Here is a 13,212-nt window from a genome sequence, read left to right on the forward strand (position 1 = left end):
CCATGCCCGTTCTACAGTTGGGTATGGGGCGCGCGGCGCATTCGTATGCGGATCGGCCGCGTGCGCGCGCCGAGGCGAGGGAGGAATCCGATGGGGCAAGTGATCGATTACGGGGGCGACGCGCCGCGCTGCGCCTTCTGCGGCAAGTCCGAATCGGAGGTGGGCAAGCTCGTCACCGGTCCGGGATGCGCGATCTGCGACGAGTGCATCGAGCTGTGCGTCCGGGTCCTGTCCGAGGCGCGCGAGGCCGAGACACGGAGAGGCATACGCTCGCTGCCGAGTCCCCATGCAATCTTCGCCGCGCTCGACCGGTACGTGGTGGGGCAGCGCACCGCCAAGCGCACGCTTTCGGTGGCCGTGTACAACCACTACAAGCGCGTGGGGCTGGAGTCCGGAGGGGAGACCGAACGGCTGTTCCGCCGCATGTCGCTGGCGCTGTCCGACGGCATGGACGCGTTGGACGACGTGGAGGTCGCCAAGTCGAACATCCTGCTCGTGGGGTCCACCGGCGTGGGCAAGACGTATCTGGCGCAGACGCTGGCGCGGGTGATGCGCGTGCCGTTCGTCATCGTGGACGCCACCACGCTCACGGAGGCCGGCTACGTGGGCGACGACGTGGAGAGCGTGCTGCAGCGTCTGCTGCGGGCCGCGGACGGCGACGCCGCGCGTGCGGGGCAGGGCATCGTCTACATCGACGAGATCGACAAGCTGGCGCGCAAGAGTGGGGAGAACGCGTCGCCCACGCGCGACGTGTCGGGGGAGGGCGTCCAGCAGGCGCTGCTGAAGATCCTCGAGGGCACCGTCGTGGAGGTGCCGGACGGCGGATCCGCGAAGGGACGCGGGACGGAGGAGGACGGTCCCGGACGCGTGAGCATCGACACGCGCGACATCCTGTTCATCTGCGGGGGAGCCTTCGTGGGGCTGAGGGACATCGTCTCGGCCCGGCTGGGACGCAGGGAGAGCGGGTTCGCCGCGCGGTGGAGCGAACGGGAGACGGACGATCGTGAGGTGCTGGCGCACGTCACGCCCGACGATCTGGGCGAGTTCGGCCTGCTGCCCGAGCTCGTGGGACGGCTGCCCGTGGTGAGCGTGCTCGACGAGCTGGACGAGCGCGACCTCGCCGCGATCCTCACCGAACCGGCCAACGCGCTCGTCAGGCAGTACCGCAAGCTCTTCGCCGCGGACGGCGCGGAGCTGACGTTCACGGACGGCGCCGTGCGCGCCGTCGCCTCGATGGCGCATCGGCAGGGCACCGGCGCCCGCGGTCTGCGGACGATTCTGGAGCGGACGCTGGAGGACACGATGTTCGCGCTGCCGGACATGGACGGCGCCGTGCGGGTGGTCGTGGACGAGGACGCGGTCGCGGGGCGCGCGCAGCCTCGGGTGGTTCCGATCGACCGCGGCCCTCGGATCCGGTCGGAGGGGATCTGAATTCCGGGCATATTCGGATGCAGGGGGCGATCCGATCGGGATGCCGAAAACGTTGCAATTCCGCGCGACATGCCGATGTTTGCATGATTGGCGTATGGGCGGTACCATATTCGAGTTGCCTGAATGAAGCACTTCAGATCAGACAGCATGCGCCAGTAGCCCAGCGGATTAGAGCAGCTGACTACGGATCAGCAGGTCGCAGGTTCGAATCCTGTCTGGCGCACGTCAGAGTCCCGGACGCCCCGGCGTCAAGGGATTCTTTCATGAAAAGAGAACGCTATCGTCAGGTAGCATGCGCCAGTAGCCCAGCGGATTAGAGCAGCTGACTACGGATCAGCAGGTCGCAGGTTCGAATCCTGTCTGGCGCACTCAAAGCCCCCGTCAAGCAGCAGCTACGGATGCTTTTCCAATTTTCGGACCGGTCCGCGGGCATCCGATGCGCGGGAGGCCGGATCGTCCGCACGGGGCCGCTACAATCGCACTGTCGCATGACAACGCTGGCAACGGATTTTGAGGTCGAGGACTGAGGACTATGGGGAAACGCCGCACGCGCCTGTGGGACGCGATCAGGCACATCGCGGCATCGGACCGCATCTCGGGGCTCATCATGCTCTCGTTCGCACTGGCCGGTCTGGTGCTGGCGAACCTGCCCGCCACGGCCGACGTCTTCGGACACGTCGCCGAGACGCGCGTGGGCATCCCGTACACCAACATCGACCTGCCGATCGGGCACTGGGCCCAGGACGGCCTGCTCACCGCGTTCTTCCTCGTCGTGGGGCTGGACCTCAAGCAGGAGCTCACCACCGGGTCGCTGTCGAATCCCAGAGCGGCCGCGGTGCCGATGCTGTGCGCCGTGGGAGGCATGCTCGTGCCTCCGGTCCTGTTCCTGGGCGTCACGTGGCTGTACTCCGAATACGCGCCGCCCGGTCCGGGATACCAGACCATCGCCTCCGGGCAGGCGTTCGACTATCCCACCATCGCGCAGGGCTGGGCCGTGCCCACGGCCACGGACATCGCCTTCTCGCTCGCGGTGCTGGCCCTGTTCGCCAAGGCGCTGCCCGGATCGATCCGCGCCTTCCTCATGACGCTGGCCACCGTGGACGACCTGCTCGCCATCGTGCTCATCGCCGTGTTCTTCTCCTCCCTGAGCGCCTGGTACTGGTTCATCGGCATCGCGGCCTGCGCGGCCGTCTGGCACGCGCTGGTGCGCATGCGCCGGGTGCCGTGGGTGCTGGCGGGCGTCGTCGGCATCCTCGCATGGGTGATGATGTTCGAAGCCGGCGTCCATCCCACCCTGGCCGGCGTGCTGGTGGGACTCCTGACCCCGTCCCGGGAGATGTTCGGCGAACGGACGCCGCGCGCCGAACGCTACCACCGCAAGCTCCAGCCGCTTTCCGCGCTCGTGGCGCTGCCGGTCTTCGCGCTGTTCGCCACCGGCGTGCGCTTCAGCGAACTCTCCCCGGCGCTGATGGGCTCGCCCGTGGTGGTGGGCATCACGGTGGCGCTGGTGGTGGGCAAGCCCACCGGCATCATGCTCACCGCCGCCGTGAGCACGCACGTTCTGGGGCTTCGGCTTGCCAGGGGGCTGCGCGTGCGCGACCTGTTCCCCGCATCCTGCGCCTGCGGCATCGGATTCACCGTCTCGTTCCTCATCGCCTCGCTGGCCTATGCGGACACCGAACTGTCGGCCGAAAGCCGCTTCGGCGTGCTCGTGGCCTCGCTCACCGCGGCCGTGGTCTCCGGCATCCTGCTGTCGCGTCAGTCGGCGCGCATCGCCCGCGAGACACGCGGCGCGCACGAGGACGGGAATGCGGCGAAGACGAGGGAAGGCGCGTATAACGGACAGGAGCGGGAGCGACGGCTCGAGGACGGCACGGTGACGATGAGCATGCCGGCGTTCACGCCCGAGTTCGTCGCACGGTTCCGCGCCGCCCATCCGTCGCGCCGCCGCGGCGACGACGGGCGCAGCTGAGCATATTCGACACTGCGTATATCCGACACTGCGCGGACCGGAGACGGGGAACCCGCCGCGATCCCGCCGCAAGGTCCACCACATGGAGGAGGAACCACATGGCCAAGAAGGGCAAGAGCCGGAAGAACGCGTCCAAGGCCGCCGAGAAGGGCGCCGCCGTCCGCGTGGACAACAAGCTGGAGCGAATTGCAGCGCCGCTGCTCGCCGCGGACGGCGACGCGTCCGCGACCGGCGCGGATGCCGATCGTCCGGCCGACGCGCGGCCCGACGCCTCGCCGCTGGGGGACACGTACTTCCGCGGACCGGTGATGCTGCGCGGCCCGATGGTGCCGAAGGACAACACCACCGGCAATCTGCTGGCCGACGAGCAGTCCACCGACTGGCTGCACATGGACCCGTGGCGCGTGCTGCGCATCCAGTCCGAGTTCGTCGACGGCTTCGGGGCGCTGGCCGAGCTGGGGCCCGCGGTGTCCGTGTTCGGCTCGGCGCGCACGCCCCGCACGGATCCGGCCTACAAGGCGGCGCGCCACATGGGCAAGCGCATCGCGAAGGCCGGCGTGGCGGTCATCACCGGCGGCGGCCCGGGCATCATGGAGGCCGCGAACAGGGGCGCGGCGCTCGCCGGCGGCAAGTCCGTCGGGCTCGGCATCGAGCTGCCGCACGAGCAGGGGCTCAACGCCTGGGTGAACCTCGGCATGACGTTCCGCTACTTCTTCGTGCGCAAGACCATGTTCCTCAAGTACTCGTCCGGCGTCATCGTGTGCCCGGGCGGATTCGGCACATTGGACGAGATGTTCGAGGTGCTCACCATGGTGCAGACGCACAAGGTGGCGCACATGCCGGTGGTGCTCTACGACTCCGGATACTGGGAGGGGCTGTTCGCGTGGCTGTCGTCCACGGTGCGCGAGCACGGCATGATCTCGGCGCTCGACCCGCAGCTCGTGGTGATGACCGACGATCCCGACGAGGCGGTGGACGTGGCGCTCGGCGGCATCGACGCCGCCAGGCGCCACTGACGGCGTGCGCCGCGGCGCACGCCGGAGAGGATCAGCGCTTGACGCCGACCAGCAGGCCGGTGCCCACGGGCACGAGCGCGGTGTCGAAGCGCTCGTCGCCGCGCACCTCGTCGATCAGCGCGCGCAGCGTCACGGCCTTGGGACTGCGGTCGGCCGGGTTGAGCAGCCCGCCGCGGGCATCGGGCGCGGCGAACGCCAACGCGTCGGTGAAGATGATCGCGCCGCCGTCGCGCAGCAGGCGCTCGGCCTGCGCGAACGCGGGAGCGTAGTTGGACGCTTCGCCGGAGACGACGATGAGATCGTAGTCCGCCGCGTTCAGACGGGGCAGGAACTGGCCCACCGCCACGTTCACCACGCGCAGCGTGGCGTCGGTGTCGTCGTCCAGCGCGTTGAACATGGCGCGGATCGCGGAGGCGCCGGCGGGGGAGGAGTCCACGGCCGTCAGCAGTCCGGATCCGCCGAGACCGTCGATGAGCTGGTACGTCTGCGCCACGGCGCCGGTGCCGATCGCGATGATCGAACGCGCGCCCGTCATCCGCACCAGCAGCCGCAGGAAATCGTCCTGCGCCGCGGAATCCTGCGCGAACCCCTGCGATTCGGCGCTCGCCCTGAGCGCGGTCAGCGTCCGGGGATCCGTGGCCGCGGCGGCGTCCTCGGCATACTGCCACGCCTTGGCCAGATTCGTGTATGAGGTCTTGTCCATAGCCCCTAGGATAGCGGCAGCGAAGACCGCGGCCGGTCAGCGTTCGCGGACCTTGGCGACGATCTGCCACATCTCCTCGCCCACGTCGATGCCGCGCGGGCACTGACGTCCGCAGGCGCGCACCGACTGGCATGCGGCCACGCCGTCCGCGGTGTCGATGGCGTCCAGACGCTCCATGGTCTTCCCGTCGCGCGAATCGTTGACGAAGCGGGACGCGGCGATGAGCGCGGCGGGGCCGATGAAGGCGTCGCCGCCGGCGAACACCGGGCAGGAGCCCTCGCACACGCCGCACGCGATGCAGTTGGTCAGCTGCTCGTACCGGGCGAGCTCCTCCGGGCTCTGCAGGTATTCGAACGCGTTGACCTTGCCGTCCGCGGTGGTCCTGAGCTCGCCCTTGGCCTCGAGATACGGCCTGAGCCTGCGGATCTGGTCGAGCATCGGGTCGATGTCCGCGATGAGGTCGCGCTGCACGGGGAAGCCGGGAAGCGGCTCCAGCTCGATGACGCCGTGTTCGCCGGGGCCGAGCGCGGGGCGGGCATCCGCATCGGACGCGCCGGTGCTGCGGAATCCTTCGTCGTCCGCGACGGACGGATCGTCGGGCTTCGCCCATTCGGCCACGGTCGCCGTGCAGATCAGCATGGGCGTGCCGTTGACGGCCACGGCGTCGGAGCCGCACATGCCGTGCCCGCACGAGTAGCGGAAGGCGAGCGTGGGGTCGAGCGTGCGCTTGACGCGCAGCAGGCAGTCGAGCACCGTGTCCTCGGGACGGACGGTGAGCGTGTAGTCCTGCGTCCATTGCTTGCCGCGCGGCCGACGGCGCGCGCTGGAGCCGAACGGGGAGCTCTTCCTGGCGAACGGGTTGGCGCCGCGACCGGGACGCTCGCGCTCCGCGCGCGGCGTGAAGCGATGCACGCGCAGGGTCACGGTGACCATGTCGTTCTCAGTGCTCATCACGCCGCTCCTTGCCGTTCGACCGGATTCCATTCGTTTTCTCGGGTACCCAGTGTGCCACGAGCCGCGGTCAGCGTGGGGCGGGCCGCGTCCCGCCGCGCATGCCGGCCGCGGCCCGCGTCGCGGTCAGTATGCCCTCGCCTTGGGCGGGTAGTCGACGATGCGCACCGGCTGCCAGCTGACGTCGTGCCGCGTGCGGGGCTTCGCAGCCTGCGGATCCCGGTCATCGCGCAGCTCGATCATGGAATGCGCGAGGAAACGCTCGTCGTCGCGCCGCGGGAAGTCGAGCCGGCGCAGCGAGCCGCGCGACTCGGCGCGCGACTCGGACGCCCTGAGCATGGCCTCGGCGAGGGCGACGAGATGCCGTGCCTCCCAGATGGCCGTGACCTCCTGGTTGAAGGCGGGCGTCCCGTCGTGCGCGCGCAGCGCGGCGGCACGCGGCACGAGATCGTCGCGCAGCATCGCCAGCGCGGTCTCGATCGTCTCGGCGGTGCAGCGCACGGCCACCGCCCGTTCCATCGCGACGCCCAGATCGGCGAGCAGACGGTACGGGTTGTCGTCGGACGTCGCGTCCGCGCCGCCGTCCGCGTCCGCCGCATCGGCCGCGTCATCGCCCGCGTTTCCGGCGAGCAGGGTCTTCGCCTCGTCCTCGCGCGTCCTGGCGGCCGCGTCCACGAGCGGCGCGTACTCGTCGTCCGCAGGGTCGCCGCCCTCGAGCTCGATCTGCGCCACCGGGGATTCGGCCACGCGCGCGGCGATCGCCTCGCCGGCCCTCGTGCCGAACAGGCAGGCGTCGAGCAGGGAGTTGCCGCCCAGACGGTTGGCGCCGTGCACGCTCACGCACGAGCATTCGCCGGCCGCGTACAGGCCCTCCACCACGTCGCGGCGGGCGTCCGACGTCTCGCCGTCGGATGGAATCCAGCGGTACACCTCGCCGTCGGTGGTGATGGGGATGCCGCCCATCGTGTAGTGGGCAGTCGGCTTGACCGGCACGTACTGCGTCGTGGGGTCGATGTTCGCGTAGTCGCGGATCGTCTCGACCACCTGCGGCAGCACGGCCTCCATGTGGTCCCCGTCGATGCCGGTCATGTCCAGCCACACGCAGTCCTTCGGGCCGTCCGGGTCCTTCGGGTCGGCCACGCCGCGGCCGGCGTCCACCTCGGCCATGATCGAGCGGCTCACCACGTCGCGCGCCGCCAGATCCGCGTGCCCCGGCGCGTAGCGGGCCATGAACGCCTCGCCGTCCGCGTTCCTCAGCACGCCGCCCTCCGCGCGCGCCGCCTCCGAAAGCAGGATGCCGGTGTGCGCCAGTCCCGTGGGATGGAACTGCACGAACTCCACGTCCTCGAGCTGCAGTCCGGCGGCCAGCGCCAGCGCCATGCCGTCGCCGGTGAGGTCCCAGGAATTGGAGGTGGTGCGGAACAGCCGGCCCGCGCCTCCGGTGGCGACGAGCACGTTGCGCGCGTGCACCGCGTGCACGGCGCCGGAATGCGTGTCGTAGGCGACCACGCCGGCCACGTGCGACCTGGACCCGTCGAGCACCAGATCGGTCACGTACCATTCCTCGGCGAATTCGACGCCCTGCGCCACGCACTGCTGCCACAGGCTGTGCAGGATCTGGTGGCCGATGCGGTCCGCGGCGTACGCGGCCCGTCGCACCGGCTCGCCGCCGAATTCCGCCGTGTGTCCGCCGAAGCGGCGCTGCGCGATGTGCCCGTCCCCGGTGCGCGAGAACGCCACGCCGTCGTGCTCGAGGCGGATCACCGTGGCGGGCGCGTCGCGCGCGAGCAGCGCCGCCGCGTCCTGGTCGACCAGCCAGTCGCCGCCCTTGACGGTGTCGTAGTAGTGCCAGTGCCAGTCGTCGCGGTCGATGTTGCCGAGGCTCGCCGCGATGCCGCCCTCGGCCGAACCGGTGTGCGAGCGCAGCGGCTGCAGCTTCGAGATCACGAGGATCCTCGGGTCCAGCCCCTGCTCCTTCAGCTCGCGGATGCGATCGGAGCGCAACAGGCCGAGCGCCGCGGACAGACCGGCCGCGCCGGCGCCCACGATCACGGCGTCGTACATATCTTCCAACTGCTTCGGACTCATACCCCCGATTCTCGCACACGCCCGGACGGGCCTCGTGCGGGGCATAATGGGGGCATGGCAGGTTCCTCCGGTTCGCAGGGCTCGTTCGGCGAGCGCGTCTACGCGGTGGTGCGGCGCATCCCCCGCGGCAAGGTGGCCACGTACGGCCAGGTCGCGGCGCTCGCCGGCGCGCCGCGGTGCGCGCGGTTCGTCGGATATGCGCTGCACGCCAACCCGGAACCGGGCGTCATCCCGTGCCATCGCGTGGTGTTCCGCGACGGGTCGCTCGCCCCGGGGTTCGCCTTCGGCGGGCCGGACAGGCAGCGCGCCCTGCTGGAGGGGGAGGGCGTGCGGTTCGTGGCCGCGTCCGGCGAGGCGGCCGGCGCGGCGGGGCCCCGCGTGGATCTCACGGCGTGCCAGTGGACGGCGTGAAGCCGCCGTTCGGCGCGCGCACGATCGCCCCGGCCAGTTCCAGATCGCCCAGCTGCCGGGTCACCCAGGCGAGGGTGACCGTCCGCTCCGTCTTCTCCGCGTCCCCGTCCTCCGTTCCGTCCTCCGCGCCGCGCGCACGGCTCCTCAGCGTCTCAAGCACCGCATCCTCGTCCGCCGCGCGGCCGCGCCGCCGGCACGCGCGCACGGCGTCCAGAACCCGGAGCTGGTCCGCGTCCGGTTCGGGCGGGCTGCGGCGCGGGCGGGTGTCCGGCGCTTCGCTGGACGGCACCCGTCCGCCGCTGCCCAGCGCGAGTCTGGAGGAGGCCGGTTCGGTCCGTGGCATGGGCGCGGCGAAATCCGCGGCGTCCCCGGGCGGTCTGGGCATGTGGTCGTCGTGGCAGATCTCCGTCACGTCCTCGCTGTCCACGAGGATGATCGCCCGGTTCTCGTGGATGAGCATGTTGCATCCCGTGTTTCCGGGCTGCGTGATGTCGCCCGGCGCCGCGTAGACCTCGCGGTTGAGCTCCGCGGCCCAGTTCGCCGTGTTCAGCGCCCCGGAGCGGCGTCGCGCCTGTGCCACCACCACCGTGCGGGCCAACGCGGCGATGAGCCGGTTGCGCAGCAGGAATCGCCGTGCCTCGGGAACGGTCTGCGGACTCATCTCGCTGATCAGCGCGCCGGAGGATGCCACGATGCGGTCGAACAGATGCCGGTTGCGCTGCGGGCCGATGTGCTCGAGCCCTCCGGCGAACACGGCGACGGTCCTGCCCGCCCGGTCGGGGTAGCGCTCCGCCGCGGCCAGCGCGCCCCAGTGCGCCGCCGCGTCCGCGCCGAACGCGCCTCCCGAGACGATCAGATGCCCGCGCAGCGCCGCGTGCGCGCCCACGTCGTGCGCCACCGCGCACCCGTATTCGGTGGCGCCGCGGGATCCGACCACGGCCACCGGACCCTCGCAGCTCGTCAGCGCCGCCGGGTCGCCCTGTCCCCACAGGCAGAGCGGGGCCGCCCAGTCGGCGCGCTCCGAGAGATCCTCCAGCTGTCCGGGCCAGCAGGGATGGTGCGGCGCGATGATCCACATGGCGCCGTCCGCGCAGAGGAACGACCGCAGGTCGTCCGTCCTGAGCGAGGGCAGGGTGTCCAGCCGTCGCATCCACCCGTCCAGCGCCGCATGGAAGCGTTCCAGCCCCGTCGCGTTCACGCGGCGGCCCCAGCGCGCCGTGCCCGTGAGGAACATCTCGTCGAGCGCCCCTGCGGCGCCGCGTCCGCTCGATGCCCCGGCGCGGGACCCGTGGACGTCCACGATGGCGTCCGCCAGCGTCATCGCGTCGGGCGCGCCCTTGAGCGCCGCGTACATCAGCGCGTCCGGCCCGTCGACGCAGTGGGCGAGCACCGCGCGGGCGAGCGTCTCGTCGTCGACGGCCGCGTACCGCGCGCTCATGACAGCCTCGTCCTGAGGTTGATGCCCCGTGACACGTCCTCCACGGTGGGGCTCGTCGCGCCGCGCAGATCGGCGATGGTCCACGCCAGCCGCAGCGCGCGGTCCGCGCCGCGCAGGCTCAGCGCCTGGCGGTCGAGCGCGTCGTTGACCCTGGCCGTCGCGCCGCGCGACGTGTTGCGCCGCAGCCACTGCCCGCTCGCCTCCGCGTTGGACGACCATCCCTGGGCCTCGTACCGCTCGCGGGCCGCGCCGCGCGCCTCGAGCACCCGGGCGCGCACCGTCGCGCTGGTCTCGCGGCGTTCGGCGTCGTCGGCCGAGAGCAGGGAGACGGGCGGCACGTCGATCTGGATGTCGATGCGGTCGAGGATCGGTCCGGACAGCCGATTGAGGTACCGCAGCCGTTCCCGCTCGGTGCACCGGCAGCGTTCGCCGTTGCCCGTGGAGGCGAATCCGCACGGGCACGGGTTGGCGGCCATGGCCAGCAGGAACCGGGCCGGATAGTAGGCCGTGCCCCTGGTGCGCGCGATCGCGATGTACCCGGTCTCCAGCGGCTCGCGCAACGTCTGCAGGGCTCTCGGCTGGAATTCCGGCGCCTCGTCCATGAACAGCACGCCCCGGTGCGCGCGCGTGATCGCGCCCGGCTGCGCCACCCCGGTGCCGCCTCCCGCCAGCGACGCCGTGGTGGCGGTGTGGTGCGGCGCCTCGAACGGAGGCACGTCCGTGATACCGTACATCGGCAGCGTGCCGCACAGCGAGCGGATGGACGCCACCTCGAGCTGCTCGCCGTCGTCCAGCGGCGGCATGATGCCCGGAAGGCGCATCGCCAGCATCGTCTTGCCCGATCCCGGAGGCCCCGTCATCAGGAGATGATGGCCGCCGGCCGCGGCCACCTCGAGGGCCCACTTCGCCTTGTCCTGGCCCACCACCTGCGCGATGTCCAGGTCGTCCGGCGCCACCGCCGCGTCCGGCCGGATCTGCGGGTCCACGATCGGCTCGCACAGCCGCGTCGTGTCGAGTCGGTATCTGGGTCTGCCGCCCATGCGTTCGATGAGTTCGCCCAGATGCCGCAGCCCCGTCACCTCCACGTCGCCCACCAGCGCCGCCTCCTCGAGGTTGGCGTGCGGGACGAAGGCGCGGGTGACGCCGTGCTCGCGGGCGCTGAGCAGCATCGGCAGGATGCCGTTGACCGGCAGCACGCTGCCGTCGAGGTTGAGTTCGCCGAGCACCAGCGTGTGCTGCAGGCAGTCGGCGGGGATCATCCGTCCCGCGGCGAGCACGCTGGCGGCGATGGCCAGATCGTGCGACGATCCCCGCTTGGGCAGCGACGCGGGGGAGAGGTTCACCGTCACCCGCGTCTCCGGCCACCTGAACCCGCATGCCGAGCACGCGGACTTGACGCGTTCGCGCGCCTCGCTCAGCGAGGCGTCCGGCAGACCGATGATGCTGAAGTACGGCAGTCCGGGGCTGATGTAGGCCTGCATCTGCACGACGAAGGCCTTCAGCCCGATCAGGCCGATCGATATCGCGGTGCCGATGGCCATCAGAACGCCCCCGGGATGTGCGTGACCTGCGGTCCGGACGGCGTCATGAGGATGGCGACCACGTCGAACCGCGTGCCGCGATGGGGCACGTGGTGCTCGTCCGCGAGCAGCCACTCCATGGCGGCCCGCCGCAGGTTCGACTGTTTGCGCCCGTCCACCGCGGCCTGCGGCGATCCCTGGTCCGTGGAGCGGCGGGTCTTGACCTCCACGAAGACGATCTCCCGGTTCGCGTCGAGCGCGACCAGATCGAGTTCGCCGTAGCGGGACCGCCAGTTGCGGTCGATGATCCGCCATCCGCGGCGGATCAGCCATTCGGCGGCGTAGTCCTCGCCGGCGCGGCCGAGCTGCCGGGGAGTCAGTTCGCGCCGGGCCAGCGCGATCGCGGCGAGGTCCAGCGCGGGAGGGGAGACGGGCGTGAATGCTGCTGAGGTGATGGTGTCCATGCCATCCACCTCAGCATGGCGGGACGCGCGGCGGCAAGCCGTGCGCCGCATGTGTACGAATGGGGGCTTCGCGGCGCGGTCTCGCGCGTGTCGCGCACGCGGACGGTGGACAACCGTGTGGACGGAACGGCCCCGCTCAGCGCACCAGTGAGGTCAGCATGCCCAGGCTGAGCTCGAAGCTGACGCCGCGCTGCTCGTGCCCGGGCTGGAACGGCGTATGCTCCATGGCGTCGTGGACGAATTCGCCGGCGAGATGCGCCGCCTCGGCCAGGGGACGCCCGGCCATGACCGCGCCGCACAGGGCCGAGGCGAACGCGTCGCCGGTGCCGTGCGTCATGAACGGCAGCCGCTCGTGCGTCAGCTCGATGCGCGCCCCGACGCCGTACGCGGCGGAAGCGACGTAGTTGCGGATCGCGCCGTCGCCGCGGTCCACGCCCTTGAGCACCACGTTGCGCGCGCCGAGCGAGAGCAGCGCGCCGAGCCAGTCCGCCACCGCGGCGTCGTCCAGATCCCGTCCCGGATAGTCGCGCCCCGTGAGGATCGCCGCCTCGGTCAGGTTGGGCATCAGCACGTCGGCCCCCTTCGCGAGCCGGCCCATCGCCTCGCACATGTCGCGCGTGTAGGTGGGGTAGAGCCGTCCCTCGTCGCCCATCACCGGGTCGACGAACCGCAGCGCGCGCGGATAGTCCCGGTAGAGCCGCTCGATGACGTCCACCTGCGCCGCGCTGCCGAGGAACCCCGAGTAGACGCCGTCCAGGTCCACGCCCTCCCGAAGCCACGCGTCGAGGTATCCGCCGAGCATCGCGGTGGTGTCGTGGAAGGTGTAGACGGGGAACATCGTGTGCGCGCTGAACAGCGCGGTGGGCACGGGGCAGACGTTGCACCCGCAGGAGGAGAGGATCGGGATCGCGCAGGTGAGCGAGCAGGTGCCGTACCCGCACATGTCGTGCACCGCGGCCACGCGCGGAATGTAGCGCGGATCGCGGTCGTACAGCCTCACATCGTGCTCAACATCGCCCATGGCGCACGACTCTAGCGACACGCCGGGCCAAATCTTCACAAACGGGGACGGGAAACGTCGGGCCCCGAGGCGTCCCCGCGCGCGCTTTACGCTTCCGCGCGGAACGCGGCCGTTCGTCGCGGATATCGAAAGCGCTCCGTCGAAGGGCGCTTTCCATATCGACGACGCCCTCCGGCGGCGCTCCGGAAGGCGTCGCC

Annotated in this window: 10 protein-coding genes, 2 tRNA genes and 1 pseudogene; 6 read left to right on the forward strand and 7 right to left on the reverse strand. The window is 71.1% G+C overall.

Going from position 1 to position 13,212, the window contains the following annotated elements:
* The first annotated feature begins 90 nt into the window (after positions 1-90).
* The 5 genes and pseudogenes from clpX (at position 91) to G1C96_RS00200 (ending at position 4,419) form a co-directional block, all read left to right on the forward strand.
* On the forward strand, positions 91-1,431 hold the full coding sequence (gene clpX, locus G1C96_RS00180) for an ATP-dependent Clp protease ATP-binding subunit ClpX (protein WP_169274647.1): 1,341 nt from the start codon (positions 91-93) through the stop codon (positions 1,429-1,431).
* A 149-nt stretch (positions 1,432-1,580) separates the two neighbouring features.
* Positions 1,581-1,654: transfer RNA gene (locus tag G1C96_RS00185), tRNA-Arg, on the forward strand.
* Positions 1,655-1,725: 71 nt separating this feature from the next.
* Positions 1,726-1,799 (forward strand) — tRNA-Arg (locus tag G1C96_RS00190).
* Between the two features lie 164 nt (positions 1,800-1,963).
* Positions 1,964-3,203: pseudogene (locus tag G1C96_RS00195) on the forward strand (Na+/H+ antiporter NhaA); the annotation flags it as partial.
* Between the two features lie 298 nt (positions 3,204-3,501).
* Entirely contained in the window at positions 3,502-4,419 is a 918-nt protein-coding gene (locus G1C96_RS00200) for an LOG family protein (RefSeq protein ID WP_169274649.1), read from the forward strand.
* Positions 4,420-4,450: 31 nt separating this feature from the next.
* On the opposite strand, the gene G1C96_RS00205 is transcribed toward G1C96_RS00200, so the two are convergent.
* The 3 genes from G1C96_RS00205 to G1C96_RS00215 form a co-directional block, all read right to left on the reverse strand.
* Positions 4,451-5,122 carry an O-methyltransferase gene (locus G1C96_RS00205; RefSeq protein ID WP_169274650.1) on the reverse strand — a complete coding sequence of 224 codons (672 nt, stop codon included), beginning with the start codon at positions 5,120-5,122 and terminating at the stop codon, positions 4,451-4,453.
* Between the two features lie 36 nt (positions 5,123-5,158).
* Complete coding sequence (locus G1C96_RS00210) at positions 5,159-6,073, reverse strand: succinate dehydrogenase/fumarate reductase iron-sulfur subunit (RefSeq protein ID WP_169274651.1); 915 nt, start codon at positions 6,071-6,073, stop codon at positions 5,159-5,161.
* A 126-nt stretch (positions 6,074-6,199) separates the two neighbouring features.
* Positions 6,200-8,161 (reverse strand): FAD-binding protein, encoded by a 1,962-nt coding sequence (locus G1C96_RS00215; RefSeq protein WP_169274652.1) that lies wholly within the window; start codon positions 8,159-8,161, stop codon positions 6,200-6,202.
* A 54-nt stretch (positions 8,162-8,215) separates the two neighbouring features.
* On the opposite strand from G1C96_RS00215, the gene G1C96_RS00220 reads away from it, so the two are divergent.
* A complete protein-coding gene (locus G1C96_RS00220; protein WP_169274653.1) occupies positions 8,216-8,572 on the forward strand; it encodes an MGMT family protein in 357 nt (118 codons plus the stop codon).
* Here G1C96_RS00220 and G1C96_RS00225 read toward each other — a convergent pair.
* The 4 genes from G1C96_RS00225 to G1C96_RS00240 all read right to left on the reverse strand — a co-directional run bounded on the left by G1C96_RS00225 (position 8,547) and on the right by G1C96_RS00240 (position 13,015).
* Positions 8,547-10,010 carry a DNA-processing protein DprA gene (locus G1C96_RS00225; protein ID WP_240945028.1) on the reverse strand — a complete coding sequence of 488 codons (1,464 nt, stop codon included), beginning with the start codon at positions 10,008-10,010 and terminating at the stop codon, positions 8,547-8,549. The two genes, G1C96_RS00220 and G1C96_RS00225, sit on opposite strands and share 26 nt — an antisense overlap.
* Positions 10,007-11,551, reverse strand: a complete 1,545-nt coding sequence (locus G1C96_RS00230; protein WP_169274654.1) for a YifB family Mg chelatase-like AAA ATPase — start codon at positions 11,549-11,551, stop codon at positions 10,007-10,009. The genes G1C96_RS00225 and G1C96_RS00230 overlap by 4 nt, the downstream gene beginning before the upstream one ends.
* Entirely contained in the window at positions 11,551-11,994 is a 444-nt protein-coding gene (locus G1C96_RS00235) for a YraN family protein (protein ID WP_169274655.1), read from the reverse strand. Before G1C96_RS00235 ends, G1C96_RS00230 begins: the two co-directional genes overlap by 1 nt.
* 136 nt (positions 11,995-12,130) lie before the next feature.
* Positions 12,131-13,015: a PfkB family carbohydrate kinase gene (locus G1C96_RS00240; protein ID WP_169274656.1), complete on the reverse strand. Its 885-nt coding sequence runs from the start codon at positions 13,013-13,015 to the stop codon at positions 12,131-12,133.
* Between the last annotated feature and the right edge of the window lie 197 nt (positions 13,016-13,212).

It is taken from the genome of Bifidobacterium moraviense (assembly GCF_012932365.1).
Taxonomy (GTDB): Bacteria; Actinomycetota; Actinomycetes; order Actinomycetales; family Bifidobacteriaceae; genus Bifidobacterium; species Bifidobacterium moraviense.

Bases quoted from the DNA above. Each gene is read 5' to 3' on its own strand.
- G1C96_RS00220 (WP_169274653.1), top strand. From the start codon at position 8,216: ATGGCAGGTTCCTCCGGTTCGCAGGGCTCGTTCGGCGAGCGCGTCTAC.
- clpX (WP_169274647.1), top strand. From the start codon at position 91: ATGGGGCAAGTGATCGATTACGGGGGCGACGCGCCGCGCTGCGCCTTC.
- G1C96_RS00210 (WP_169274651.1), bottom strand. From the start codon at position 6,073: ATGAGCACTGAGAACGACATGGTCACCGTGACCCTGCGCGTGCATCGC.
- G1C96_RS00215 (WP_169274652.1), bottom strand. From the start codon at position 8,161: ATGAGTCCGAAGCAGTTGGAAGATATGTACGACGCCGTGATCGTGGGC.
- G1C96_RS00240 (WP_169274656.1), bottom strand. From the start codon at position 13,015: ATGGGCGATGTTGAGCACGATGTGAGGCTGTACGACCGCGATCCGCGC.
- G1C96_RS00235 (WP_169274655.1), bottom strand. From the start codon at position 11,994: ATGGACACCATCACCTCAGCAGCATTCACGCCCGTCTCCCCTCCCGCG.
- G1C96_RS00225 (WP_240945028.1), bottom strand. From the start codon at position 10,010: ATGAGCGCGCGGTACGCGGCCGTCGACGACGAGACGCTCGCCCGCGCG.
- G1C96_RS00230 (WP_169274654.1), bottom strand. From the start codon at position 11,551: ATGGCCATCGGCACCGCGATATCGATCGGCCTGATCGGGCTGAAGGCC.
- G1C96_RS00205 (WP_169274650.1), bottom strand. From the start codon at position 5,122: ATGGACAAGACCTCATACACGAATCTGGCCAAGGCGTGGCAGTATGCC.
- G1C96_RS00200 (WP_169274649.1), top strand. From the start codon at position 3,502: ATGGCCAAGAAGGGCAAGAGCCGGAAGAACGCGTCCAAGGCCGCCGAG.